Origin of the sequence: Pseudomonas sp. GM18 (assembly GCF_000282195.1) — a bacterium.
In the GTDB taxonomy this organism is placed as follows: domain Bacteria; phylum Pseudomonadota; class Gammaproteobacteria; order Pseudomonadales; family Pseudomonadaceae; genus Aquipseudomonas.
In genome coordinates, this window is sequence record NZ_AKJT01000069.1 from 103,869 (window position 1) to 126,953 (window position 23,085).

At 60.0% G+C, this 23,085-nt stretch carries 22 protein-coding genes; 16 read left to right on the forward strand and 6 right to left on the reverse strand.

The genetic code is table 11. The features are described 5' to 3' along the window. Positions 1-176: 176 nt before the first annotated feature. From gshA to tauD, 5 genes are all read left to right on the forward strand, one after another. A complete protein-coding gene (gene gshA, locus PMI21_RS10670) occupies positions 177-1,760 on the forward strand; it encodes a glutamate--cysteine ligase (protein WP_007939548.1) in 1,584 nt (527 codons plus the stop codon). A 206-nt stretch (positions 1,761-1,966) separates the two neighbouring features. Next, the gene (tauA, locus tag PMI21_RS10665; protein ID WP_007939549.1) at positions 1,967-2,944 is read left to right on the forward strand and encodes a taurine ABC transporter substrate-binding protein; all 978 of its coding nucleotides are present in this window, start codon (positions 1,967-1,969) and stop codon (positions 2,942-2,944) included. Between the two features lie 16 nt (positions 2,945-2,960). Continuing rightward, a complete protein-coding gene (gene tauB, locus PMI21_RS10660; protein WP_007939550.1) occupies positions 2,961-3,755 on the forward strand; it encodes a taurine ABC transporter ATP-binding subunit in 795 nt (264 codons plus the stop codon). Then, positions 3,752-4,585 carry a taurine ABC transporter permease TauC gene (gene tauC, locus PMI21_RS10655; RefSeq protein WP_007939551.1) on the forward strand — a complete coding sequence of 278 codons (834 nt, stop codon included), beginning with the start codon at positions 3,752-3,754 and terminating at the stop codon, positions 4,583-4,585. The genes tauB and tauC overlap by 4 nt, the downstream gene beginning before the upstream one ends. Positions 4,586-4,624: 39 nt before the next feature. Further along, positions 4,625-5,467 carry a taurine dioxygenase gene (tauD, locus tag PMI21_RS10650; protein ID WP_007939552.1) on the forward strand — a complete coding sequence of 281 codons (843 nt, stop codon included), beginning with the start codon at positions 4,625-4,627 and terminating at the stop codon, positions 5,465-5,467. A 123-nt stretch (positions 5,468-5,590) separates the two neighbouring features. On the opposite strand, the gene mgrA is transcribed toward tauD, so the two are convergent. The 4 genes from mgrA to PMI21_RS10630 all read right to left on the reverse strand — a co-directional run bounded on the left by mgrA (position 5,591) and on the right by PMI21_RS10630 (position 8,459). Next, entirely contained in the window at positions 5,591-6,628 is a 1,038-nt protein-coding gene (gene mgrA / locus PMI21_RS10645) for an L-glyceraldehyde 3-phosphate reductase (protein WP_007939553.1), read from the reverse strand. A 168-nt stretch (positions 6,629-6,796) separates the two neighbouring features. Continuing rightward, on the reverse strand, positions 6,797-7,261 hold the full coding sequence (locus PMI21_RS10640; protein ID WP_007939554.1) for a type II toxin-antitoxin system HicB family antitoxin: 465 nt from the start codon (positions 7,259-7,261) through the stop codon (positions 6,797-6,799). Continuing rightward, entirely contained in the window at positions 7,258-7,440 is a 183-nt protein-coding gene (locus tag PMI21_RS10635) for a type II toxin-antitoxin system HicA family toxin (protein WP_007939555.1), read from the reverse strand. Before PMI21_RS10635 ends, PMI21_RS10640 begins: the two co-directional genes overlap by 4 nt. Positions 7,441-7,568: 128 nt before the next feature. Further along, positions 7,569-8,459 (reverse strand): LysR family transcriptional regulator, encoded by an 891-nt coding sequence (locus PMI21_RS10630; protein ID WP_007939556.1) that lies wholly within the window; start codon positions 8,457-8,459, stop codon positions 7,569-7,571. Between the two features lie 137 nt (positions 8,460-8,596). Here PMI21_RS10630 and PMI21_RS10625 point away from each other — a divergent pair, with 137 nt between their 5' ends. The 3 genes from PMI21_RS10625 to PMI21_RS10615 all read left to right on the forward strand — a co-directional run bounded on the left by PMI21_RS10625 (position 8,597) and on the right by PMI21_RS10615 (position 10,698). Then, positions 8,597-9,337: an SDR family oxidoreductase gene (locus tag PMI21_RS10625; protein WP_007939557.1), complete on the forward strand. Its 741-nt coding sequence runs from the start codon at positions 8,597-8,599 to the stop codon at positions 9,335-9,337. A 45-nt stretch (positions 9,338-9,382) separates the two neighbouring features. Next, the gene (locus PMI21_RS10620) at positions 9,383-10,279 is read left to right on the forward strand and encodes an SDR family oxidoreductase (protein WP_007939558.1); all 897 of its coding nucleotides are present in this window, start codon (positions 9,383-9,385) and stop codon (positions 10,277-10,279) included. 158 nt (positions 10,280-10,437) lie between these two features. Further along, a complete protein-coding gene (locus PMI21_RS10615; protein WP_007939559.1) occupies positions 10,438-10,698 on the forward strand; it encodes a hypothetical protein in 261 nt (86 codons plus the stop codon). A 14-nt stretch (positions 10,699-10,712) separates the two neighbouring features. Here the strand turns inward: PMI21_RS10615 and betT are convergent, their stop codons facing one another. Beyond that, entirely contained in the window at positions 10,713-12,668 is a 1,956-nt protein-coding gene (gene betT / locus PMI21_RS10610) for a choline transporter BetT (RefSeq protein WP_162130342.1), read from the reverse strand. A 372-nt stretch (positions 12,669-13,040) separates the two neighbouring features. Then, a complete protein-coding gene (gene epsC, locus PMI21_RS10605) occupies positions 13,041-13,967 on the reverse strand; it encodes a serine O-acetyltransferase EpsC (protein WP_007939563.1) in 927 nt (308 codons plus the stop codon). 190 nt (positions 13,968-14,157) lie between these two features. On the opposite strand from epsC, the gene PMI21_RS10600 reads away from it, so the two are divergent. The 8 genes from PMI21_RS10600 to PMI21_RS10565 all read left to right on the forward strand — a co-directional run bounded on the left by PMI21_RS10600 (position 14,158) and on the right by PMI21_RS10565 (position 22,985). Further along, a complete protein-coding gene (locus PMI21_RS10600; protein ID WP_007939564.1) occupies positions 14,158-15,150 on the forward strand; it encodes a D-cysteine desulfhydrase in 993 nt (330 codons plus the stop codon). A 311-nt stretch (positions 15,151-15,461) separates the two neighbouring features. Further along, on the forward strand, positions 15,462-16,256 hold the full coding sequence (gene tcyJ, locus PMI21_RS10595) for a cystine ABC transporter substrate-binding protein (RefSeq protein ID WP_007939565.1): 795 nt from the start codon (positions 15,462-15,464) through the stop codon (positions 16,254-16,256). Beyond that, complete coding sequence (tcyL, locus tag PMI21_RS10590) at positions 16,256-16,921, forward strand: cystine ABC transporter permease (protein ID WP_007939566.1); 666 nt, start codon at positions 16,256-16,258, stop codon at positions 16,919-16,921. Before tcyJ ends, tcyL begins: the two co-directional genes overlap by 1 nt. A 4-nt stretch (positions 16,922-16,925) precedes the next feature. Next, entirely contained in the window at positions 16,926-17,675 is a 750-nt protein-coding gene (gene tcyN, locus PMI21_RS10585; RefSeq protein ID WP_007939567.1) for an L-cystine ABC transporter ATP-binding protein TcyN, read from the forward strand. A gap of 502 nt (positions 17,676-18,177) precedes the next feature. Beyond that, positions 18,178-18,942, forward strand: coding sequence for a hypothetical protein (locus PMI21_RS10580; protein WP_007939568.1), 765 nt, complete (start codon positions 18,178-18,180; stop codon positions 18,940-18,942). 226 nt (positions 18,943-19,168) lie between these two features. Further along, positions 19,169-20,410, forward strand: a complete 1,242-nt coding sequence (locus PMI21_RS10575; protein WP_007939570.1) for an SfnB family sulfur acquisition oxidoreductase — start codon at positions 19,169-19,171, stop codon at positions 20,408-20,410. A gap of 23 nt (positions 20,411-20,433) precedes the next feature. Beyond that, on the forward strand, positions 20,434-21,627 hold the full coding sequence (locus PMI21_RS10570; RefSeq protein ID WP_007939571.1) for an SfnB family sulfur acquisition oxidoreductase: 1,194 nt from the start codon (positions 20,434-20,436) through the stop codon (positions 21,625-21,627). Further along, the gene (locus PMI21_RS10565) at positions 21,627-22,985 is read left to right on the forward strand and encodes an LLM class flavin-dependent oxidoreductase (RefSeq protein ID WP_007939572.1); all 1,359 of its coding nucleotides are present in this window, start codon (positions 21,627-21,629) and stop codon (positions 22,983-22,985) included. Before PMI21_RS10570 ends, PMI21_RS10565 begins: the two co-directional genes overlap by 1 nt. The last annotated feature ends 100 nt before the right edge of the window (positions 22,986-23,085 follow it).

Genomic DNA, 23,085 nt, shown 5'->3' on the forward strand with positions numbered 1-23,085 from the left:
CTGCAGCGTCGGAGTTTTCTCTGCGCGCGATAGCCAGATTCAGGGAATGAAGTTGGCCTTTCAGTACGAGCCTGTATGGCCCAAGAACCAGGCGAAAACGCCAGTTTTAACTTCACCCTTGTAGACCGTCTTGCCCACCCCCATATTGGGGCGACTGACGCGTGAAGGAATCCAACTTGAGCGAACTTCTCAACCGCCGCCTGGCTCTGCTCGGCGAGCGCGCTAACCTCTCTCTGCTCGAACAGTGCCTTCACGGCATCGAACGTGAATGCCTGCGCGTGACCGGCGAAGGGCGCCTGGCGCAAACGCCGCACCCTGAAGCACTGGGTTCCGCGCTGACCAACGAACAAATCACCACCGACTATTCCGAGTCGCTGCTGGAGTTCATCACGCCAGCCCTGCCAGACCCGGCGCAGATGCTGGCGAGCCTGGACAAAATTCACCGTTTTGCCTACAGCAAGCTCGGCAACGAGTACCTGTGGAGTCCATCGATGCCGTGCCCGTTGCCGGCCGAGGAAGACATTCCGATCGCCTATTACGGCACCTCCAACATCGGTCAGCTCAAGTACGTCTATCGCAAGGGCCTGGCCCTGCGGTATGGCAAGACCATGCAGTGCATCGCCGGGATCCACTACAACTTTTCCCTGCCGGAAAAGCTCTGGCCGCTGCTCAAAGAGGCTGAAGGCTTTGACGGCACTGACCGCGATTTCCAGTCGTCGGCCTACATTGCGCTGATTCGCAACTTCCGTCGCTACAGCTGGCTGCTGATGTACCTGTTCGGCGCCTCGCCTGCACTGGACGCCGGTTTCCTGCGCGGTCGCTCGCATCAACTGGAGCAGCTGGACCCAGACACCTTGTACCTGCCCTACGCCACCAGCCTGCGCATGAGCGATCTGGGTTACCAGAGCAACGCCCAAGCCGGCCTGACGCCGTGCTACAACGACCTGACCAGCTACACCGACAGCCTGCGCAAAGCGGTGGCTACGCCGTATCCACCGTACGTCGAGGTTGGTACGCACAAGGACGGTGAGTGGGTTCAGCTCAACACCAACATCCTGCAGATCGAAAACGAGTACTACTCCAACATCCGCCCCAAGCGCGTGACCTATACCGGCGAACGGCCGATTCAGGCGCTGGTGGCCCGTGGCATCCAGTACGTGGAAGCGCGCTGCCTGGATATCAACCCGTTCCTGCCGATGGGCATCGACCTCACCGAGTCCCGGTTCCTCGACGCATTCCTGCTGTACTGCGCGCTGAACGACAGCCCGCTGCTGACCAGTACCAGCTGCGGTAACGCAACGTCGAACTTCCTCAGCGTGGTCAAGGAAGGTCGTCGTCCGGGCCTGCAACTGCAACGCGACGGTCAAGCGGTGGACATGAAGGAATGGGCCGGCGAATTGCTGGAAAAAATTGCGCCACTGGCGGCACTGCTGGATCAGAGCCATGGCGGCGATGCCCACAGCAAGGCGCTGGACGCCCAAATGGCCAAGGCCCAGGACTCGTCCCTGACGCCATCGGCCCAGGTGTTGGCGGCAATGGCCGAGCACAAGGAAAGCTTCGCCCAGTTCTCCTTGCGCCAAAGCCAGGTGCATGCAGAGTTTTTCCGCAGCGAGCCGCTTTCAGGTGAAGAACAGGCTAAATTTGAAGAACTGGCGCGTTCGTCACTGGCTCAGCAGGCAGAGCTGGAACAGAACGAAGTCGGCGATTTCGATGTGTTTGTCGGGGCGTATCAGGCGAGCATTCTGGCGATCAGCAATTAAGCAGCGCCTATGAATCGCAGCCTTTGGCAGCTTCGCCGAACTGGCTGCGATGATCGTTCCCACGCAGAGCGTGGGAACGATCGACTATTCTCCCTTAGAATTTTCCGCTCATAAGCTCATTCTAAAAAGTTATTTATTTTAAGTTTCTTATATCATTTAGTCTCCTTTGACGCCGACTTCTCGGTCGCCTGACAAGGAGCTTCCTGATGAAACTGACTTCCCCTCTTCGCCTCCTGGCAGCCGCGTCGCTGGCTGCGGCGAGCTTCCTGGCTCAGGCGGCAGACGTGACCGTCGCCTACCAAACCACCGTTGACCCGGCCAAAGTCGCCCAAGCAGACGGCGCCTACGAAAAAGCCACCAAAGCCGATATCAACTGGCGCAAATTCGATAGCGGCGCCGACATCATCGCCGCCATCGCTTCCGGCGATGTGCAAATCGGCTACCTCGGTTCCAGCCCCCTGACGGCGGCAATCACCCGCAAAGTCCCGGTGGAAACCTTCCTCATCGCCACCCAGATCGGCGCCGCCGAAGCATTGGTCGCGCGCGACGGTTCCGGGATCAAGACCCCGCAAGACCTGATCGGCAAGAAAGTCGCCGTACCGTTCGTCTCCACCGGCCACTACAGCCTGCTGGCCGCGCTAAAACACTGGAACATCGACCCGTCGAAAGTCACCGTGCTCAACCTCGCGCCGCCAGCCATCATCGCGGCATGGAAACGCGGTGACATCGACGCCACCTACGTGTGGGATCCGGCCCTCGGTGTGGCCAAGGAAAACGGCAAAGTGCTGATCACTTCCGGCGAGCTGGCCAAGTTTGGCGCGCCGACCTTCGATGCCTGGATCGTGCGCAAGGACTTCGCCGAGAAGCATCCTGAAATCGTCACCGCATTCGCCAAAGTGACCCTCGATGCCTACGCCAACTACCGCAAAGACCCGAAAGCCTGGCTGGCCAACCAAAGCAACGTCGACAAACTGGTGAAACTCTCCGGTGCCAAGGCCAGCGATATTCCGCTGCTGCTGCAAGGCAACGTGTATCCGCTGGCGGCTGATCAGGTGATCACCCTCGGTGCGCCAACCACCAAAGCCATTACCGACACCGCGGCGTTCCTCAAGGAACAGGGCAAGGTCGAGGCCGTGCTGCCGGACTACGCGCCGTACGTCAGCGCCAAGTACATCACCAACTGATCGGGAGTTAACCGCGATGGCTTTGCTACAGCTGGAGCGCATCAGCGCACAGTACCCCGGTGCAGCGGAACCTGTGCTGGCGGATATTTCCCTGAGCCTTGGGCCCCAGCAGTTGCTGGTCGCCCTCGGCCCTTCCGGCAGTGGCAAGACTTCGCTGTTGAACCTGATTGCCGGTTTCGTCGAGCCCAGCGCCGGGCGCATCACCCTTGACGGCGTGCCGGTCAAAGGCCCGAGCGCTGAGCGCGGGGTGGTGTTTCAGGATGACGCCCTGTTGCCTTGGCAGGACGTGCTGGCCAACGTCGCTTTCGGCCTGGAACTGGCCGGCGCTGCGCGGGAAAAACGTGAACAGCGCGCCCGGGAAATGCTCGCGCTGGTGGACCTTTCCGGTTTCGAAAAACGGCGCATCTGGCAACTCTCGGGCGGGCAGAAACAACGTGTCGGCCTGGCTCGCGCCCTCGCCGCCGACCCTCGGGTGTTGCTGATGGACGAACCCTTCGGCGCCCTCGACGCCTTCACCCGCGAACAGATGCAGGAGCTGCTGTTGCAGGTCTGGCAACGCACCGCCAAACCGGTGTTCCTGATTACCCACGATATTGAAGAAGCGGTGTTCCTCGCCACGGATCTGATTCTGCTGGCGCCTAACCCCGGGCAAGTCGTCGAGCGTCTGAGCCTGAATTTCGGTCAGCGTTACGCCACCGGCGAGTCGGCGCGCTCGATCAAGTCCGACCCGCGTTTTATCGAAACCCGCGAACACGTGCTCGCCAAAGTGTTCTCCCAACGCAGTGCCGTCCAGCGGCAGGAGCGCGCATGAGCAGTTATGGAATTCCCGCCGCAACGGTGAAGCCGGGCTCGACGGTGATTGCGCTGCGCCGCCGTATCAGCACGCGCTGGATCAGCGTGTTGACCCTGATCGCACTGTTGGCGATCTGGTGGGCCGTCACCGCCACCGGCTTGATCGAACCGCTGTTCCTGCCGCCCCCCTCCGCCGTGCTGCAAAAAGGCTGGCTGCTGGTGACCAGCGGCTACATGGATTCGACCTTGTGGCAGCACTTGGGTGCGAGCCTCAGTCGCATCGGTTTGGGCCTGGGCTTCGCGGTGCTGACCGCCGTGCCGGTCGGCATTGCCATCGGCCACAACCGCATTGCTCGCGGCATTCTCGATCCGCTGATCGAGTTTTACCGCCCGATTCCGCCCCTGGCCTATTTGCCGCTGATTGTGATCTGGTGCGGCATCGGTGAGCTGTCGAAAGTGTTGCTGATCTACCTGGCGATCTTCGCCCCGATCGCGATTGCCACCGCCACCGGCGTACGCACCGTCGACCCCGCGAAATTGCGCGCCGCGCAGTCGTTGGGCGCAACTCGGGCGCAGTTGATTCGCCATGTGATTCTGCTCAGTGCCTTGCCGGACATCTTGACCGGTGTGCGCATTGGTTTGGGGGTGGGTTGGTCGACGCTGGTGGCTGCCGAGTTGATCGCCGCCACCAGCGGTTTGGGCTTCATGGTGCAGTCGGCCGCGCAGTTCCTGGTCACCGATGTGGTGGTGCTGGGGATTCTGGTGATCGCGCTGATCGCCTTCGCCATGGAAATGGGTCTGCGTGCCCTGCAACGCAAACTGGTGCCGTGGCATGGCCAAGCTCACTGAAGATTCATGCGTCGACACCCCGGATTGAAGAGAACCACCATGAGCCACCTGACCATCGTCCCTTTAAGCTGCGCCCTCGGCGCGCAAATCAGCGGCGTCGACATCAGCCAGCCGCTGAACGTGGAACAACGCGACGCCATCGAACAGGCGCTGCTCAAATATCAGGTGCTGTTCTTCCGTAACCAGCCGATCGAGCCACAGCAACAGGCGCGATTCGCCGCTTATTTCGGCGACCTGCATATTCATCCGATTTATCCGAACGTGCCGGAACAACCGGAAGTGCTGATCCTCGACACCGCCGTCACCGACGTGCGGGACAACGCGATCTGGCACACCGACGTGACGTTCCTGCCGACCCCGGCGATGGGCGCGGTGCTCAGCGCCAAGTTGCTGCCGGAGTTTGGCGGCGACACCCTGTGGGCCAGCGGTATTGCGGCGTATGAAGCGTTGTCCGCGCCGATGAAAACCTTGCTCGAAGGGCTGACCGCCACTCACGACTTCACCCGTTCGTTTCCACTGGAGCGCTATGGCAACACGCCGGAAGCCCTGGCCCAGTGGGAAGAAGCCCGGCGCAAAAATCCGCCGCTGTCACACCCGGTGATTCGTACGCACCCGGTGAGCGGGCGTCGTTCGTTATTCGTCAATGAAGGGTTCACGTCGAAGATCAATGAGTTGTCGGAGACAGAAAGCGAGGCGGTTCTGAAGTTCTTGTTCGCCCACACCACACGGCCGGACTTCACCATTCGCTGGCGCTGGCAGAAAGACGACATCGCGTTCTGGGATAACCGCGTGACCCAGCATTACGCGGTGGATGATTACCGCCCGGCACGGCGGGTGATGCAGCGGGCGACGGTGTTGGGGGATGTGCCGTTTTTCCGGTGAGCCGATCGTTCCCACGCTCCGCGTGGGAATGCCTCAACGGACGCTCTGCGTTCGGCTTTGGATGGGACGCGGAGCGTCCCGGGCTGCATTCCCACGCAGAGCGTGGGAATGATCAGTACGGAGTTACTCAGCCGTCGAAGGCTTCTCCCACAAATTGATCCCACCCTCCTGGGCAAACCGATCAATCTCCGCCAGTTCTTCCACACTAAAGCTCAGATTCTTCAACGCCCCGACGTTCTCGATGATCTGCTCCGGCCGGCTCGCGCCGATCAGCGCCGAGGTCACGCGCGGATCACGTAGGGTCCAGGCCAGCGCCAGTTGCGCCAGGCTCTGACCACGACGTTTGGCGATTTCATTGAGCGCCCGCACTTGGGCGATGTTGGCTTCGGACAGGTGAGACGACTGCAATGAATCACCGCCCGGGCGGTTGACCCGCGCATCCTTCGGAATGCCATTGAGGTATTTGTCGGTCAACAGGCCCTGCGCCAACGGCGTGAAGGCGATCACGCCGGTACCGAGTTCGTCGGTGACATCCAGCAGGTCCTTTTCCACCCAGCGATTGAGCAGGTTGTAGGCCGGCTGGTGGATCAGCAGCGGGACTTTCCACTCCTTGAGCAACGCGGCCATTTCCCGGGTTTTCACCCCGGAGTAAGACGAGATGCCAATGTACAACGCCTTGCCCTGTTGCACGGCCGTGGCCAGTGCGCTGGCGGTTTCTTCCAGCGGCGTATCCGGGTCGAAGCGGTGGGAGTAGAAGATGTCCACGTAATCGAGGCCCAGGCGTTGCAGGCTCTGGTCGAGGCTGGCCAGCACGTATTTGCGCGACCCGCCGCCCTGGCCGTAAGGGCCGGGCCACATGTCCCAGCCGGCCTTACTGGAGATGATCAGCTCATCGCGGTACTGCTTGAAGTCTTCTCGCAGCAAACGACCGAAGTTGATCTCGGCGCTGCCATAGGGCGGGCCGTAGTTGTTGGCCAAGTCGAAGTGGTTGATCCCTGAGTCGAACGCCGTACGCAGCAACGAGCGCTGGGTGTCGATCGGCGTACTGTCGCCGAAGTTGTGCCACAGGCCCAGGGACAGCGCCGGCAGCACCAGCCCGCTGCGGCCTACGCGGCGGTAAGGGATGGCGTCGTAGCGGTTTTCGGCAGCGGTGTAAGTCATCGAATCCTCTCTTGTGGGTCTTGAATGGGGGTATCGACTGCTTTGCAAGCGGCCCAGCATACGCCCAGACAAACGCCAGGAAACCCCGGATTCGACTAATTGCTGAAACGTTTCACAGATTATTAAAAACTGACCTACCCCCATAGAGTCGATATCTACGCCCAACGCTTACGCCGACAACTCACGTAGCGCGGCAGCCGCCAAAAAGCCAGACCTTGAGCTATATCGCTGATCTCGTCTGACCGTCTGGTCGATACGCTCAAGCAACTGCTCAGGAAGGGTGGCATTGAAGCGCACCGACTTGCCGAAATAAGGTGTGATATCGAATTCGACCACACCCCACACGCCGCCAGCGTAATCAGGGTTATCCAGATGAGCGTCAATCTCACGCACCTGCGGAAGTGGATCACCATCGGCGACCAGACCTTCGTAGTGCAAAGCCAGCGCTTCTTTCACGTTTTCAAATGCCTGCGCCACAGTAGCGCCCGCGGAGAAGCACCCCGGCACGTCCGGGATAATCACTCCGTATTCTGAGTCGGCATCCTTGTGCAGAACGACCGGGAGTTTCATTTCGATGAGTCCTTCCTGTGATGTGGCCCCTTCGAGGCTCTCGTTTCCGATGTCGGGCCTCATTTCAGACCCGCCTGTTTCAGTATGCTGTTGATCGTTCCTTTTGGAAGATCCGAATCAGGGTGTTTTATCGTCACCCTGCCTGACTTGCACGGGGGCTTGTACTGATGATGGCTACCTTTCACGGCCACCAGATACCAACCATCCTCCTCGATCATCCTGATCATTTCCCGACTTCGCATCACCTTCGTCCTTGTGGGCAGCATCTGCTGAGCACATTACGCGATGATCACACCTTCAATACACACGATACACACTCTGATAAATATTAGCCGAACACAAGCAGGCCAGATTGCTCGCAGACCATCGGTTACCGGGCACCCGCAAACACCTCCCCCAACCAATCCACAAACACCCGAACCCGTGGCGACATGTGTCGGTTATGCGGATACAACACCGAAACCGGCATCGATGGCGGCGGTATGTCGGTGAGGATTTCCTGCACCAACCCTTGGGCAATCTGCGTTTCCATCCGGTAATACGGGCACTGAATCAGCCCCAGCCCTGCGATCGCCGAGGCCGCATAAATCTCTGCGCCGAACACCGACAACGCGCCCTCGATGGCCACTTCTTTCAGCTCGCCATCCACCATGAATTCGAATGGAAACAGCTTGGCCGTGGTGCGCGAAACATAGTTCACCGCGCGGTGGTTTTTCAGGTCGTCGAGGTCTTTCGGTTCACCGTATTTACGCAGGTAAGCCGGGCTGGCGCAGGTGATCTGGCGCAGGTTGGCGACACGTTTACCGATCAGCGCCGAATCGCCCAAGGTGCCGGCGCGCAACACGCAATCAACGCCTTCGGCGATCAGGTCGACGAAGCGGTCGGCTTCGCTGATGGACAATTCGATGTCCGGGTAGCGCGCCATGAATTGCGGCAACGCCGGGATTACAAAGTGCTTGGCCAACGTGCCATGCAGATCCACCCGTAATCGGCCTTTCGGCGCAACGCCGCGAAATGCCAGTTCGGCTTCTTCCAGTTCTGCCAACAACTGCACGCAACGCAAGTAGTACGCCTCGCCATCCAGCGTAGGACGGACCTTGCGTGTGCTGCGCTCCAGTAAACGGGTACCGAGCCAGGCTTCGAACTGATTCAACGTATGGGTCAGGGTGGCACGCGGCAGGTTCAGGTCATCGGCCGCCAGCGTGAAGCTGCTGCGCTCGTAGATCCGCACGAAAACCTTCATCGCTTTGACTTGATCCACGCTGGACTCCTGACGATCGATTGTTGGTGATTATTGAACAGTCAAGGCAACTCTCGTGCATTTATCGCCCTGAGTAAACATGTGAATCTGGCTCCACACCTCAGCAAACACCTTCATCACTCAAAGGAACCAACGCCATGACTACTCAAACTTCGAAAGTTGCCATCGTGACCGGCGCCTCCCGCGGCATCGGTGCCGTGATCGCCCAGCAACTGGCCAGCCAGGGTTTCGCTGTCGCCATCAACTACGCCAACAGCGCCACCGAGGCGTCGGCACTGGTGGTAAAACTGCGTCAGGCCGGTCACCGGGCCATAGCGATCAAGGCTGATGTGGCTAATGCCGACGATGTACGCCGGCTGTTCGACGAAACCGAAACCCAACTGGGCAAAGTCGACGTGCTGATCAATAACGCCGGCATCCTCAAAGTCATGCCGCTGGCGCAACACACCGACGAGCTGTTCGACCAGAACGTCAACATCCACGCTCGCGGCACTTTCAACACTCTGCGTGAAGCAGCGACCCGTCTGAACAGCGGTGGCCGGATCATCAACTTTTCCAGCAGCACCGTCGGCATGAACCTGCCGGGCTATGCGGTGTACATCGCCAGCAAGGCGGCAGTGGAATCCCTGACCCAGGTGTTCGCCAAGGAAATGCGCGGTCGCAACATCACCGTCAACGCGGTGGCCCCGGGCCCGGTCGCCACCGACCTGTTCCTGCACGGCAAGAGCGAAGAACAGATCCAGACCTTCGCCAAAATGGCGCCGCTGGAACGCCTGGCTCAGCCAGAAGACATCTCCCGCGTCGTGTCCTTCCTGGTCGGCCCGGATTCGGCCTGGGTCAACGGGCAAATCCTGCGCGTCAATGGCGGCCTCGTTTGAGCCGTCTCATCCCCTACCCACGCCAAGGTTGAAGAGGTCAATGCCATGAAATCCGTCATTCTGATTACCGGTGCCTCGAGTGGTTTCGGCGCGCTCACTGCCCGAGCCCTTGCCGACGCCGGCCACACTGTCTACGCCAGCATGCGTGAAACCCTGGGCCGCAATGCGCCACAGGTGGAAGAAGTTCAGCGCTACGCCGACCAGCATCAGGTCGACCTGCGCAGCGTCGAACTGGACGTCGCGTCGAACGAATCGGTCGAGGCCGGCGTCGCGAAAATTGTCGAGGAATGTGGCCGACTGGACGTGATCATCCATAACGCCGGGCACATGTCCTTCGGCCCCGCCGAGGCCTTCACGCCCGAACAGTTCGCCCAGCTCTACGACATCAACGTGCTGAGCACCCAGCGGGTCAACCGCGCAGCCTTGCCGCAATTGCGCAAACAGGGACAGGGCCTGGTGTTGTGGGTTTCATCCAGCAGTGCTCGCGGCGGCACCCCGCCGTACCTGGCGCCGTACTTTGCGGCCAAGGCAGCGATGGATTCGCTGGCGGTGTCCTACGCCAGTGAGTTGGCGCGCTGGGGGGTGGAAACCTCGATCATCGTGCCGGGCGCCTTCACCAAGGGCACCAACCACTTCGTGCACTCCGGTTCGCCCGCCGACCAGGCCCGCGCCACCGAATACAATGAAGGCCCATATGCCGGGGTTCCGGATCAGGCACTCAAAGGACTGGCCGCCCTGGAACCGGCAGACGCCGATGTCGGCGAAGTGGCCAACGCCATCGTCGAGATCGTCGGCATGCCTTTCGGCACCCGCCCGTTCCGCCGCCATATCGACCCATCGCAGGACGGTGCCGAAATCGTCAACGCAATGGCCGATCGGGTACGCGCCGAGATGTTCCGCCGCATTGGTCTGGAAGACCTGCTCAAACCCTCTATTCGCTAAAACGAGGGCTCCAGTGAAACGACCCGGGGTTTGCCTCGGGTCGACTGCAGTATTGATGGCGTTTCTGTCGCTCTACATCCTGTTTCGCGGAGCAGGACGTTATTCCCTCGACCACACTCTAGGTCGAGAACTCTGAAAGCCGTTGCGAGGACTGCATCATGCACACCACGATCATCATCTTCTTCGGCCTGGTCCTGCTGGCACTGATGCTGTTCATCGGCGAGAAAATCGGTTTCTCCCGTCAGACCCTGGCCTACAGTTTTGTCGTGCTGTGGCTGGCGTTGACCTTGATCAACGGCGCAGTTGGCATGGTCAACGCTGGCCAACCGTTGAGCGCGGAACTGGTGGTGGGCAGCGCGGTGTTCGGCGTACCGGTGGCGGCACTGGTGCTGTTCATGGTGTTGAGCAGCGAGACCTGAGCGCCACCGGTCGATCAACGCACCAAATGCAAAAACTGCATGTGCCGTTCGTACTGGTCGAGGATGTCGTTGATCACCTGATCCTTGGTGTAACCCACCAGATCGTAGTCCTGACTGCCCTCGCTCAGATGCACTTCGGCGCGGTGATAACGGCGGTTGTTGAGTTGTTTGGAACCCATGCCGCCACGGGCGAAGGACGGGGTGAAGTAGCCACGCATTTGCACCTGATAGATGAACGGATGCAGTTCGCCGTGACCGATTTCCAGGCTCACGTTGTCGTTGGCCGGATCAGGCTGAGTGACCACATGCAGTCCCTTCTCGACGAACACGGCAGTCACTTCCTCGATCGCCGGGCGCACCGTGGTATCAAGGAAGCGATAGACCTCATCCCGAGACGGAAAATGCACCGCCTGACTCAAGCGCTGACGCCATCCACCGCGTCGCGAACCGGCCACCGGCGCGAGGGAATGCAATTGCGCGATCTGCTTCTGCGACTCCAGATAAAACGCCTTGTGCAGGCCCCACATCATCAGCAGCAAAATCATCGAGAACGGTAACGACGTCAGCACCACCGCCGACTTCAATGCGTCGATGCTGCCGGAGAACAACAGTGCGCTGGTCACCAGTGCCGTCATCGCGCCCCAGAACACTCGCAGCCATTTCGGCCCGTCTTCATCTGGATTGCCACCCTTGGCGGACAACGTCGACAACACCACGGTGCCGGAGTCGGCGGAGGTGACGAAGAACACGAAGCTGATGAACACCGTGACCGCGATCACGGTTTTGCTCCACGGGTAGGTCTCCAGCAGCAGGTAAAGGGTCATCGATGGATTGTCGATGGCCGACATGCCGAGCGCGCTCATGCCGTGGTTGAGGACCTGGTCGATGGCGCTGTTGCCGAAAATCGACATCCACGCCAGGGTGAAACCGAGCGGGATCAGCAGCACGCCGAAGACGAATTCACGGATGGTCCGGCCACGGGAAATCCGCGCAATGAACAGGCCCACGAACGGCGACCATGCAATCCACCAGGCCCAGTAGAACACCGTCCAGCCGCCCAGCCAGTCGCCGGGTTTGTCATAGGCGTAGAGGTCGAAACTCTTCAACGGCAAGGCGCCGAGGTAATCGCCGAGGTTCTGGATCAGCGTATTGAGCAAGTGCTGGGTGGGGCCGGCGAACAACACGAACAGCAGCAGCGCACAGGCCAGCAGCATGTTGATGTCGGACATCACCCGCACGCCTTTATCGACGCCGGACACCGCGACGATGATCGCCGCGCCCATCATCAGCGTGATCAGGCCGACCTGAATCCACTGGGTGTGGGCGATGCCAAACAGGTAGTCCAGGCCGGAATTGAGGTGCAATACGCCAAAGCCCATGTCGGCGCCGAGGCCGAACACCGTGGCGATGATGCCGAAGCCGTCCACCGCGTAACCGATGGGACCGTTGATGCGCTTGCCAATCAGCGGGTACAGCGCCGAACGCAGGGCCAACGGCAGGTTATGTCGATAGGCGAAATAGGCCAGCGCCATGCCGACGAAGGCGAACACGCCCCAGCCGTGCAGGCCCCAGTGCAGAAACAGAATCTGCATCGCCTGACGCGCCGCCTCCGCCGTGCCAGCCTCGCCTTGCGGCGGTTGCGCCAGGTGCGTCAGCGGTTCAGACACGCAAAAGAAAAACAGCGTGATGCTGATCCCGGCAGCGAACAGCATGCCGGCCCATGACAGGTAGCTGAATTCGGGCTCGTCGTGGTCGGCACCGAGCTTGATCTTGCCGTAGCCGGACAAGGCGGTGACCACCACGAAGACCAGATACAGCGTCATCGCGAGCATGTAGTACCAGCCGACCGTGTTGGCCGCCCAGTTTTGCGCTTGCAACAGCCAGGCACCGGCCTGTTCGGGGATCGCCATGACCACGACGGCGAACAACAAAATGAAGGTCGCCGCGAAATAAAACACCGGCGGATTCATGCGGACCTGGCCGCTTGCGGGGATGGACGATGCACTCACGAAAGGTGCACCTCGAGGGGGGAAAACGTGGCTGTAAAAATCGGACTCAGCAAAGGCAAGCCTCCTGTTGTGAGCGGGCGGCGAACCACCGGTTTAACTTGAATGAACGTTCAAGTTAAACATGAATAGGGTGCTAAGGACTAATCACAGGGCTCGGCGGTAGCTTTCAAGGAAGGGTAATTACACGATCATTCCCACGCTCTGCGTGGGAATGCAGCCCGTGACGCTCCGCGTCACATCGGAGCCAGACGCAACATCGGCGATGGGGCCGGAACGCGGAGCGTCCCTTGAGGCATTCCCACGCAGAGCGTGGGAACGATCAAAGCTGGGGACTTACTTCTGCGTCCCGTCATCATGCTGCAGATTCGCCTGGGTCAGGTTGCACCCCGCTGGCACGCTGCGGGTCAGCCAGACGTTGCCACCAATCGTCGAGCCCTTGCCGATGGTGATCCGCCCCAGAATCGTCGCGCCGGCATAGATCACCACGTCGTCCTCCACGATCGGATGCCGTGGATGGCCCTTCTGCAACTGGCCGTCTTCGTCCGCCGGGAAGCGCTTGGCGCCCAACGTCACGGCCTGATATATCCGCACCCGCTCACCAATGATCGCGGTCTCGCCGATCACCACACCCGTGCCGTGGTCGATGAAGAAACTGCGACCGATCTGCGCGCCAGGGTGGATGTCGATACCGGTGGCCGAGTGGGCGATTTCCGCGCTGATCCGCGCCAGCAACGGCAACCCGGCGCGGTACAAATGGTGGGCCAGGCGATGGTGAATCACCGCCAGGATTCCCGGGTAGCACAGCAACACTTCATCGACACTGCGAGCCGCCGGATCGCCGTGATAGGCCGCCAGCACGTCGGTGTCCAACAGGCTGCGCAATTCCGGCAGAGCGAGGGCGAAGTCCTGAATGATCCGGATGGCCTTGGCTTCGACTTCAGAGTCGCCCCCGGCACTGTGACGAGCGACGTAGCGCAATTCGAGCCGCGCCTGAGCCAGCAATGCATTCAACGCCACGTCGAGTGTGTGGCCGACGTAGAAGTCCTCACTCTCCTCACGCAAATCCACCGGCCCCAGACGCATCGGAAACAACGCACCGCACAAGGCTTCGAGAATGTCCGCCATGGCCGCTCGGGACGGCAACTCGCGACCGCCCTGCTCGGTGCTGGCGCGGCCGTTTTGTGCGCGCCACTGGTCGCGCGCCGTACGCAGTTGGCTGACGATGGTCTGCAATTGCCAATGGCTGGAACGCTCGCTCACGGTAAAAACTCCTCACGGGCGGCCGGACTGTCTGGCCGCGCTGACGGCGATTACTTTACGGCAACGACTTGCAGCCGAATTAAGAACCAATAGTGCTGGGAACAATACTTTTGGCTATAAGCGATTGGCAGTTGCCCCGCTAAATACCCGTGCCTATAGTCCAGACATCTTTCTCCGCCAGTACGGACCCATGATCAAACAACAGCTTGCCCGTTTTAACCGCCTCGACCTGCTCGGTCACCCTACCCCATTGGAAAAACTCGAACGCCTGTCGACCTGGCTGGGCCGCGATGTGTACGTCAAACGCGATGACCTGACGCCATTGGCACTGGGCGGCAACAAGCTGCGCAAACTCGAATACCTCGCCGCCGATGCCTTGGCCCAGGGCGCCGATACGTTGATCACCGCTGGCGCGATCCAGTCCAACCACGTGCGCCAGACCGCGGCCATTGCGGCCAAGCTTGGCCTGGGCTGCGTGGCACTGCTGGAGAACCCGCTCGGCACTGACGACAGCAACTACGTCGGCAATGGCAATCGGCTGTTGCTGGACCTGTTCGATGCCAAGGTCGAGTTGGTGGAAAACCTCGACAACGCTGACGAGCAATTGCAAGCGCTGGCCGCACGTCTGCGCAGCAACGGCAAGAAACCCTATCTGGTGCCGATTGGTGGCTCCAATGCAGTGGGCGCGTTGGGTTATGTCCGTGCGGGTCTGGAGCTGGCCGAGCAGATCAAGGACACCGGGCTGCAATTCGCCGCGGTGGTCCTGGCTTCCGGTAGTGCCGGCACCCATAGCGGCCTGGCGCTGGCATTGAGCGAAGTACTGCCGGATTTGCCAGTCATCGGCGTGACCGTTTCCCGTAGCGATGAAGCTCAACGACCGAAAGTCCAGGGCCTCGCCGAGCGCACTGCCGAGCTGTTGGGCGTGGGCCTGCCGGCGAGTTTCAAAGTCGAACTGTGGGACGAGTATTTCGGCCCGCGTTATGGCGAGCCGAATGCCGGGACGCTGGCGGCGGTAAAGCTGCTGGCGAGCCAGGAAGGGTTGTTGCTGGACCCGGTATATACCGGCAAGGCCATGGCCGGTTTGCTCGACGGCATCGGGCGTCAGCGCTTCGATGAAGGCCCGATCATCTTCCTGCACACCGGCGGGGCGCCGGCGTTGTTTGCCTACAAAGACTTTCTGTAACCGATCGTTCCCACGCTCTGCGTGGGAATGCAGCCCATAACGCTCCGCGTCACTGGACGCGGAGCGTCCCCAGAGGCATTCCCACGCAGAGCGTGGGAACGATCCTCAATGCTCCATCAATATTCAATTAAAGAATAACAAACTTAATATTTATTATTTTCCTATCTAAAGACGACATCATATAGTCGCGCCGCAGGCGAATTTGCAGCGAGACGCATAAGCTGCTTTAGGGCAGGATATCGCAGTCGTTCAAATCCCGAATTTGCCAACTTTCCTTAAGCGTCTTCCATAAGAAAACACAGGGGCTTGTCATGAATTTTTCCGCACTACGTAGAAATCTGCTGGTGGGCTCGTTGGGCCTGGCGCTGAGCGCCGGCCTGCTCGGGCAAGCGGTTGCCGGAGAGCAACTGCAAAAAATCAAGGACGCGGGCGTGATCAACGTCGGTCTGGAAGGCACTTATCCACCGTTCAGCTTCGTCGACGAGGCCGGCAAACTGAACGGCTTCGAAGTCGAATTCTCCGAAGCCTTGGCCAAAGAGCTGGGCGTGAAGGTCAAACTGCAACCGACCAAATGGGAAGGCATCCTCGCAGCCTTGGAATCCAAGCGTCTGGACGCGGTGATCAACCAGGTGACCATCACCGAAGAGCGCAAGAAGAAGTACGACTTCTCCGAGCCGTACACCGTATCCGGGATTCAGGCGCTGACCCTGACCAAAAACAAAGACACCATCAAGACCGCCGCCGATCTGGCCGGCAAGAAAGTCGGCGTAGGCCTGGGCACTAACTACGAGCAGTGGGTGAAAGAGAATGTGCCTAAGGCTGATGTCCGCACCTACGAAGATGACCCGAGCAAGTTCCAGGATCTGCGCGTCGGCCGCATCGACGCCATTCTGATCGACCGTCTGGCCGCGCTGGAATACGCCAGGAAGGCCAAGGACACTGCCGCCGCCGGCGAAGCGTTCTCCCGCCAAGAGGCCGGTATTGCCCTGCGCAAAGGCGAGCCTGAACTGCTGGCCGCGGTGAACAAAGCCATCGACAAGCTGCGTGCCGACGGTACGCTGAAAAAGCTTTCGGAAAAATACTTCAGCGCTGACGTCACTCAATAATGGGAGAAGCTTTCCAACTCGCGCTGGACTCCGCGCCCTTCCTGCTCAAGGGCGCGTACTACACGGTCATCTTGAGCCTGGGCGGGATGTTCTTCGGCCTGCTGATGGGCTTCGGCCTGGCGTTGATGCGCCTGTCGCGCTTCAAACTGGTGAGCTGGATTTCCCGCATCTACGTGTCGTTCTTTCGCGGCACGCCGTTGCTGGTGCAACTGTTCGTGATCTATTACGGCTTGCCGCAATTAGGCATCGAACTTGATCCGCTGCCGGCAGCCCTGATCGGCTTCTCGCTGAACATGGCGGCCTATGCCTGCGAAATCCTGCGTGCCGCAATCAGCTCCATCGAGCGCGGCCAGTGGGAAGCCGCGGCCAGTATCGGCATGACCCGCGCGCAAACCCTGCGCCGGGCCATTCTGCCGCAAGCGATGCGCACGGCCCTGCCACCGTTGGGCAACAGCTTCATCTCGCTGGTCAAGGACACCGCGCTGGCGGCCACCATTCAGGTGCCGGAGCTGTTCCGTCAGGCGCAGCTGATCACCGCCCGTACCTTCGAAATTTTCACCATGTATCTTGCCGCCGCGCTGATCTACTGGGTTCTGGCGACTGTACTGTCGCACCTGCAGAACAAGTTGGAAGAGCGGGTCAATCGGCACGACCAGGAGTCCTGACCCAATGATTGTCGTGGAAAAACTGACAAAGCAGTTCAAGGGTCAGGTGGTGCTCAACGGCATCGATCTGCAAGTGAAGGAAGGCGAGGTAGTGGCAATCATCGGCCCCAGCGGCTCGGGCAAGACCACGTTCCTGCGTTGCCTGAATTTTCTGGAAGAACCCACCAGCGGCCGGATCAAGGTCGGCGACATCGAAATCGATGGCAGTCGCCCCCTGAACCAGCAGCAGAGTCTGGTACGGCGCCTGCGCCAGCACGTGGGTTTTGTGTTCCAGAATTTCAATCTGTTCCCGCATCGCACAGCCCTGGAAAACGTCATCGAAGGCCCGATCGTGGTGAAAAAAATTCCACGAGCCGACGCCGTAGCCTTGGGTAAAAAGCTGTTGGCCAAGGTCGGCCTGGCGGGCAAGGAAGACGCTTACCCGCGACGCCTTTCCGGTGGTCAGCAACAGCGCGTGGCGATTGCCCGGGCGCTGGCGATGGAACCGGAAGTGATCCTGTTCGATGAACCGACCTCGGCGCTGGACCCGGAACTGGTGGGCGAAGTGTTGGCGACCATCCGCGGCCTGGCCGAGGAGAAACGCACCATGGTGATCGTCACCCACGAGATGGGTTTTGCTCGGGACGTGGCCAACCGCGTGGTGTTTTTCGACAAGGGTGTAATCGTCGAACAAGGCGAAGCCAAGGCACTGTTTGCCAACCCGAAAGAAGAACGGACGAAGCAGTTTCTCAGCAAGTTCCTTAATAACGCCTAATGGCGCCCATTAAAAAGCCGTCAACTTCCATGGATGGAAGTGACATCTCCCCACTCTAAAAACCTCACGCCCCTCTTCCTCGACTTATTTGATTCAGCAAAACCATAAACAACTTACGACCATCGCATGCGGTACATATATATGTCCTGCAACAGATTCATTCCTCTTAAAATCCATAAAAACACTCGCCACTCACAGTCAAAGGGTTGCTGCCTCCGAGGCTTAAACCCACACAAATACTGGACAAAATTCGACAGAGCGATGGAGTTTATTAACTACACCGCGTAGGAAATTTCTGAATAACCCAAGAACTAACCTTTAACCAATCAGCTCTATTGACACCTATTCGAACGCACTCTTATCTAGTCTCCAACTGGCGACTTTCATCAAACTCGTTCACTCTTCAAATACACAAACAGTGAATCGTTTTGTTGCCTGGTAATTCATGCCTTTCGATCTTTCAGAAACGGACTTCGCGGTAAGGCTCCAAGGAGAGAACCCCATGACAAGCACTTCGAACAAACCCGAACTTGCAGCCCCGACCCTGGCGCAAACTCACAAGGCCGGCATCAGCATCACCTCGGCCGCTCATCTAATGATCGACGTGCCGCCCTATCCCGGCATGGACGAAGGCGACCTGATCGAGCTGTTCTGGAACAACTGCTACGTGGCTTCCAGCGTGTTGGGGACTGACCATGGCGGTAAAGCGGTGAGCCTGCGGGTGCCGGAAAGCTTCATTGCCAACGGTTCTGCTCGCGTCCATTACAAGGTCATGCAGATCGGGCAAGGGCCAGCGGTATCACCGGCGGCGCGCGTCCAGATCAAACTCGATTGCCCCGGCGGCCTGCCCTCGCCCCTTTGCGTTGAGGAAAACCAGAGCCTGGCACCGGTGTTCATCCCCGAGACCATTCGCCGTCAGGGGGTCAATCCGAACCAGGTCAAGCGCGGTGTGCCATTGACCATCGAACCGTACCTGAACATGGCCGCTGACGACGAAATCACCCTGCGCTGGGGCGATGTGCGCATGGACCTGCCCAAACTCAAGGCCGACGATGTGGGTCAGCCGATTCACGTCTGGGTGCCACCGGCAATCATTCTCGAAGCCGGCGAAGACCTCCGACTGGAAGTGACCTACTGCATCCTCGACCGGGTGGGCAACAACTCGCGCTGGGCACCGGCCCGCACGCTGAAGATCGGCTGTGCCAATCCCTACCTGAAAGTACCGCCCAAAGAAGCGCTCAAAGCTGCTGAGCCCAGAAAAAAGTGAGGTCCACGGGGATGTGTGACGCCTCTTCTATCTATATTCCTAAAAGTTAGTTCATTAATTATTTATACGCGATTAGGGTATATACACCGGACCACCGGACATTCGTGTTTTTCGTTCGTCGCAACGCTTGCGGCGTTTTCATGAGATGTGAGGTAGGTATGGTCCGGAACACAATCACCCCAGTGCAAATCGCCAGGGCATTGCGTGCAGCCAAGGAGCGGCACTGATGTCCAGTCTGGCAGATGCAATCATCCAGAGTGATCTGGACATCGCCCCATTGTTGTTGCCCGCGCAGGTCTTGCGCAACGACGCACAAGCCATCGAGGCTGCCCAAGAGCTGGCGCGAGTCGCCCGCCTGCAAGCCGCCAAACGAGACCAGCAACGCAAGTTGCCCTGGTCGGAAATCGAACAGTTCACCCGCAGCGGCCTGGGCAGCATTGCCATCCCGCGTGAGTACGGCGGCCCACAGGTTTCGTTCGTCACCTTGGCCGAAGTGTTCGCGATCATTTCCGCGGCCGACCCGGCCTTGGGGCAGATCCCGCAGAACCATTTCGGGATTCTCAACCTGGTACTCGGCAGCGCCACCGAGTCGCAGAAAAAACAGCTGTTCAAAAGTGTGCTCGAAGGTTGGCGAATCGGTAACGCGGGCCCTGAGCGCGGTACCAAAAATACCCTGGAGCTCAAGGCGCGAATCACCGCCGACGGCGATGGCTTCGTCATCAACGGGCAGAAGTTCTATTCCACCGGCGCATTGTTCGCTCACTGGGTGGCCGTCAAGGCGCTGAACGATGACGGCAAGCAAGTGCTGGCCTTCGTTCGTCGTGGCACCCCGGGCCTGCGCATCGTCGATGACTGGTCGGGTTTCGGCCAGCGCACCACTGCCAGCGGCACCATTTTGCTCAACAACGTGCGGGTCGACGCCGAGCTGGTGGTGAATAACTGGAAGATCAACGACAGCCCCAATATTCAGGGCGCCGTGTCACAGCTGATTCAAGCAGCCATCGATGCCGGCATCGCCCGGGGCGCTATCGATGACGCCATCGAATTCGTAAAAACCCGTGCCCGGCCCTGGATCGACGCCAAGGTCGAACGGGCCAGCGACGACCTCTACGTGATCGCCGATATCGGCAAGCTGAAAATCGAACTGCACGCCGCCGAAGCGCTGCTGCGCAAGGCCGGGCAAGTGCTCGATCAGGTCAACGCCGCGCCGCTCACCGCCGAGTCCGCGGCCCGCGCCTCGATTGCCGTGGCCGAGGCCAAAGTGCTGACCACCGAGATCTCGCTGCTGGCCAGCGAAAAACTCTTCGAACTGGCCGGCAGCCGCGCGACCCTCGCCGAGTTCAACCTCGACCGCCACTGGCGCAATGCCCGGGTGCACACGCTGCACGACCCGGTGCGCTGGAAATATCACGCGGTTGGCGCTTATCACTTGAACGGCACGTTGCCGGCTCGCCACTCCTGGATTTAACGACCAGATCTCTGGAGAAACACATGTCTCTTTCTCGAAACGTCGCGGTCATTACCAGCGATGAGCAAGCCCTGATCGTCGCCAGTGACCTGGCCGACGACTTCAAACGCGACAGCGCCCTGCGCGACCGCGAACGTCGTTTGCCGCACCCGGAACTGGAGGTGTTTTCCCGTTCGGGTCTTTGGGGCATCAGCGTGCCAAAAGAATACGGCGGCGCCGGAGTTTCCAATGTCACCCTGGCCAAAGTAATCGCTTTGATCGCCCAGGCTGACGGCTCCCTGGGGCAGATCCCGCAGAACCATTTCTACGCCCTCGAAGTGCTCCGTGTGAACGGCAGCCATGAGCAGAAAAAACGCCTGTACGCCGAAGTGCTGGCTGGCCAGCGTTTCGGCAACGCACTGGCGGAACTGGGCACCAAAACCGCCCATGACCGCGTCACCAGCCTGACCCGCGACGGTAACGGCTATCGCATCAACGGCCGCAAGTTCTACGCCACCGGCGCGATTTACGCCCAGCGCATCCCCACCTCCGTGGTGGACGAAAACGGCGTGCAGCAACTGGCCTTCGTCCCGCACAACAGCAAAGGCCTGACGGTCATCGACGACTGGAGCGGCTTCGGCCAGCGCACCACCGGCAGCGGTTCGGTGGTGTTCGAGGATGTCTACGTTGCCGCCGAGGACGTGATTCCATTTCAAAGCGCTTTCGAGCGCCCGACCACTGTCGGCCCATTGGCACAGATTCTCCACGCCGCGATCGACACCGGCATCGCCCGCGCCGCCTATGAAGATGCGCTGCATTTCGTGCGGACCAAAACCCGGCCGTGGATCGACGCCACGCATGAAAAAGCCACCGAAGACCCGCTGACCATCAAGAGCTTCGGCCACTTGAGTATTCGCCTGCATGCCACCGAAGCCTTGCTGGAACGCTCCGGCGAATTCCTCGACCGGGCCCAGGCCGAGACCAATGCCGAAACCGTTGCAGCTGCATCGATTGCGGTTGCCGAAGCCCGGGCCATCAGCACTGAAATCTCCCTCGCCGCCGGCAGCACGCTGTTCGAACTCGCCGGCAGCCAGGCAACCCTGATCGAGCACGGCCTCGATCGCCACTGGCGCAACGCCCGGGTGCACACCCTGCACGACCCCGTGCGTTGGAAGTATCACGCGGTGGGCAATTACTACCTCAACGATGAAAACCCTCCGTTGCGGGGGACGATCTGATGGCCGACGCAAAAAAGAAAATCCTGCTCAACGCGTTCAACATGAACTGCATCGGACACATCAACCATGGCCTGTGGACCCATCCACGGGACACGTCCACCCAGTACAAGACGATCGAGTACTGGACCGAACTGGCACAGCTGCTGGAGCGCGGACTGTTCGACGGGCTGTTCATCGCCGACATCGTCGGCGTGTACGACGTCTATCAGAACTCGGTCGACGTGCCACTCAAAGAGTCGATCCAGTTACCGGTCAACGATCCGCTGCTACTGGTCTCGGCCATGGCCGCGGTCACCAAGAACCTCGGCTTCGGCCTGACCGCCAACCTGACCTACGAGCCGCCGTATCTGTTCGCCCGACGTCTGTCGACGCTTGATCATCTGAGTCGTGGCCGGGTCGGCTGGAACATTGTCACCGGCTATCTCGACAGTGCCGCCAAAGCCATGGGCCTCAGCGAGCAGGTGGAACACGACCGACGTTACGACCAGGCCGACGAATACCTGCAAGTGCTCTACAAACTCTGGGAAGGCAGCTGGGAAAACGGCGCGGTGCTCAACGACCGCGAGCAACGGATCTATGCCCAGCCAGACAAAGTGCACAAGGTCGAGCACAAGGGCGAATTCTATCAGGTCGAGGGTTATCACCTCTGCGAGCCGTCGCCGCAACGCACGCCGGTGCTGTTCCAGGCCGGCAGTTCCGATCGCGGCCTGCTGTTCGCCGGTCGGCATGCCGAGTGCGTGTTCATCAGTGGCCAGAACAAACCGGCGACCCGGATTCAGGTGGACAAGGTTCGCGCCAGCGCCGTCGAGGCTGGGCGCAAGCCTTGGGACATCAAGGTGTTCATGGGCTTGAACGTGATCGTCGGCGCCACCGAAGAGCTGGCGTGGGCCAAGCATGCCGAGTACCTGAGCTACGCCAGCGCCGAGGCCGGCGTGGCGCACTTTTCAGCGTCCACCGGGATCGATTTTTCCGAGTACGAACTCGACGAACCGATCCAGTACGTGAAGAGCAACGCCATCCAGTCCGCCACCAAAAACCTGCAAAACAACGACTGGACCCGCCGCAAACTGCTGGAACAACACGCCCTCGGCGGCCGCTACATCACTGTGGTCGGCTCGCCTGAGCAAGTGGCCGATGAGCTGGAATCGTGGATCGCCGAAACCGGTCTCGATGGCTTCAACCTGACACGGATCGTCACCCCGGAAAGCTATGTGGACTTCATTGAGCTGGTGATTCCGGAGTTGCAACGCAGGGGGTCGTACAAGACCGCTTACGACGACGGCAGCCTGCGGGAAAAGCTGTTTCAGCGTGACGCACATTTGCCTGAGCAACACACGGGCTCCCATTACCGACACTGACTCCTTAACTGATCGTTCCCACGCTCCGCGTGGGAATGCAGCCCGGGACGCTCCGCGTCCCAAGAGCGGACGCGGAGCGTCCGTTGAGGCATTCCCACGC

Coding starts and splice junctions, on each gene's coding strand:
- tauA (WP_007939549.1), top strand. CDS start 1,967: ATGAAACTGACTTCCCCTCTTCGCCTCCTGGCAGCCGCGTCGCTGGCT.
- tauB (WP_007939550.1), top strand. CDS start 2,961: ATGGCTTTGCTACAGCTGGAGCGCATCAGCGCACAGTACCCCGGTGCA.
- tauC (WP_007939551.1), top strand. CDS start 3,752: ATGAGCAGTTATGGAATTCCCGCCGCAACGGTGAAGCCGGGCTCGACG.
- tauD (WP_007939552.1), top strand. CDS start 4,625: ATGAGCCACCTGACCATCGTCCCTTTAAGCTGCGCCCTCGGCGCGCAA.
- mgrA (WP_007939553.1), bottom strand. CDS start 6,628: ATGACTTACACCGCTGCCGAAAACCGCTACGACGCCATCCCTTACCGC.
- PMI21_RS10640 (WP_007939554.1), bottom strand. CDS start 7,261: ATGAGGCCCGACATCGGAAACGAGAGCCTCGAAGGGGCCACATCACAG.
- PMI21_RS10635 (WP_007939555.1), bottom strand. CDS start 7,440: ATGCGAAGTCGGGAAATGATCAGGATGATCGAGGAGGATGGTTGGTAT.
- PMI21_RS10625 (WP_007939557.1), top strand. CDS start 8,597: ATGACTACTCAAACTTCGAAAGTTGCCATCGTGACCGGCGCCTCCCGC.
- PMI21_RS10620 (WP_007939558.1), top strand. CDS start 9,383: ATGAAATCCGTCATTCTGATTACCGGTGCCTCGAGTGGTTTCGGCGCG.
- PMI21_RS10615 (WP_007939559.1), top strand. CDS start 10,438: ATGCACACCACGATCATCATCTTCTTCGGCCTGGTCCTGCTGGCACTG.
- betT (WP_162130342.1), bottom strand. CDS start 12,668: ATGAATCCGCCGGTGTTTTATTTCGCGGCGACCTTCATTTTGTTGTTC.
- PMI21_RS10600 (WP_007939564.1), top strand. CDS start 14,158: ATGATCAAACAACAGCTTGCCCGTTTTAACCGCCTCGACCTGCTCGGT.
- tcyJ (WP_007939565.1), top strand. CDS start 15,462: ATGAATTTTTCCGCACTACGTAGAAATCTGCTGGTGGGCTCGTTGGGC.
- tcyL (WP_007939566.1), top strand. CDS start 16,256: ATGGGAGAAGCTTTCCAACTCGCGCTGGACTCCGCGCCCTTCCTGCTC.
- tcyN (WP_007939567.1), top strand. CDS start 16,926: ATGATTGTCGTGGAAAAACTGACAAAGCAGTTCAAGGGTCAGGTGGTG.
- PMI21_RS10580 (WP_007939568.1), top strand. CDS start 18,178: ATGACAAGCACTTCGAACAAACCCGAACTTGCAGCCCCGACCCTGGCG.
- PMI21_RS10575 (WP_007939570.1), top strand. CDS start 19,169: ATGTCCAGTCTGGCAGATGCAATCATCCAGAGTGATCTGGACATCGCC.
- PMI21_RS10570 (WP_007939571.1), top strand. CDS start 20,434: ATGTCTCTTTCTCGAAACGTCGCGGTCATTACCAGCGATGAGCAAGCC.
- PMI21_RS10565 (WP_007939572.1), top strand. CDS start 21,627: ATGGCCGACGCAAAAAAGAAAATCCTGCTCAACGCGTTCAACATGAAC.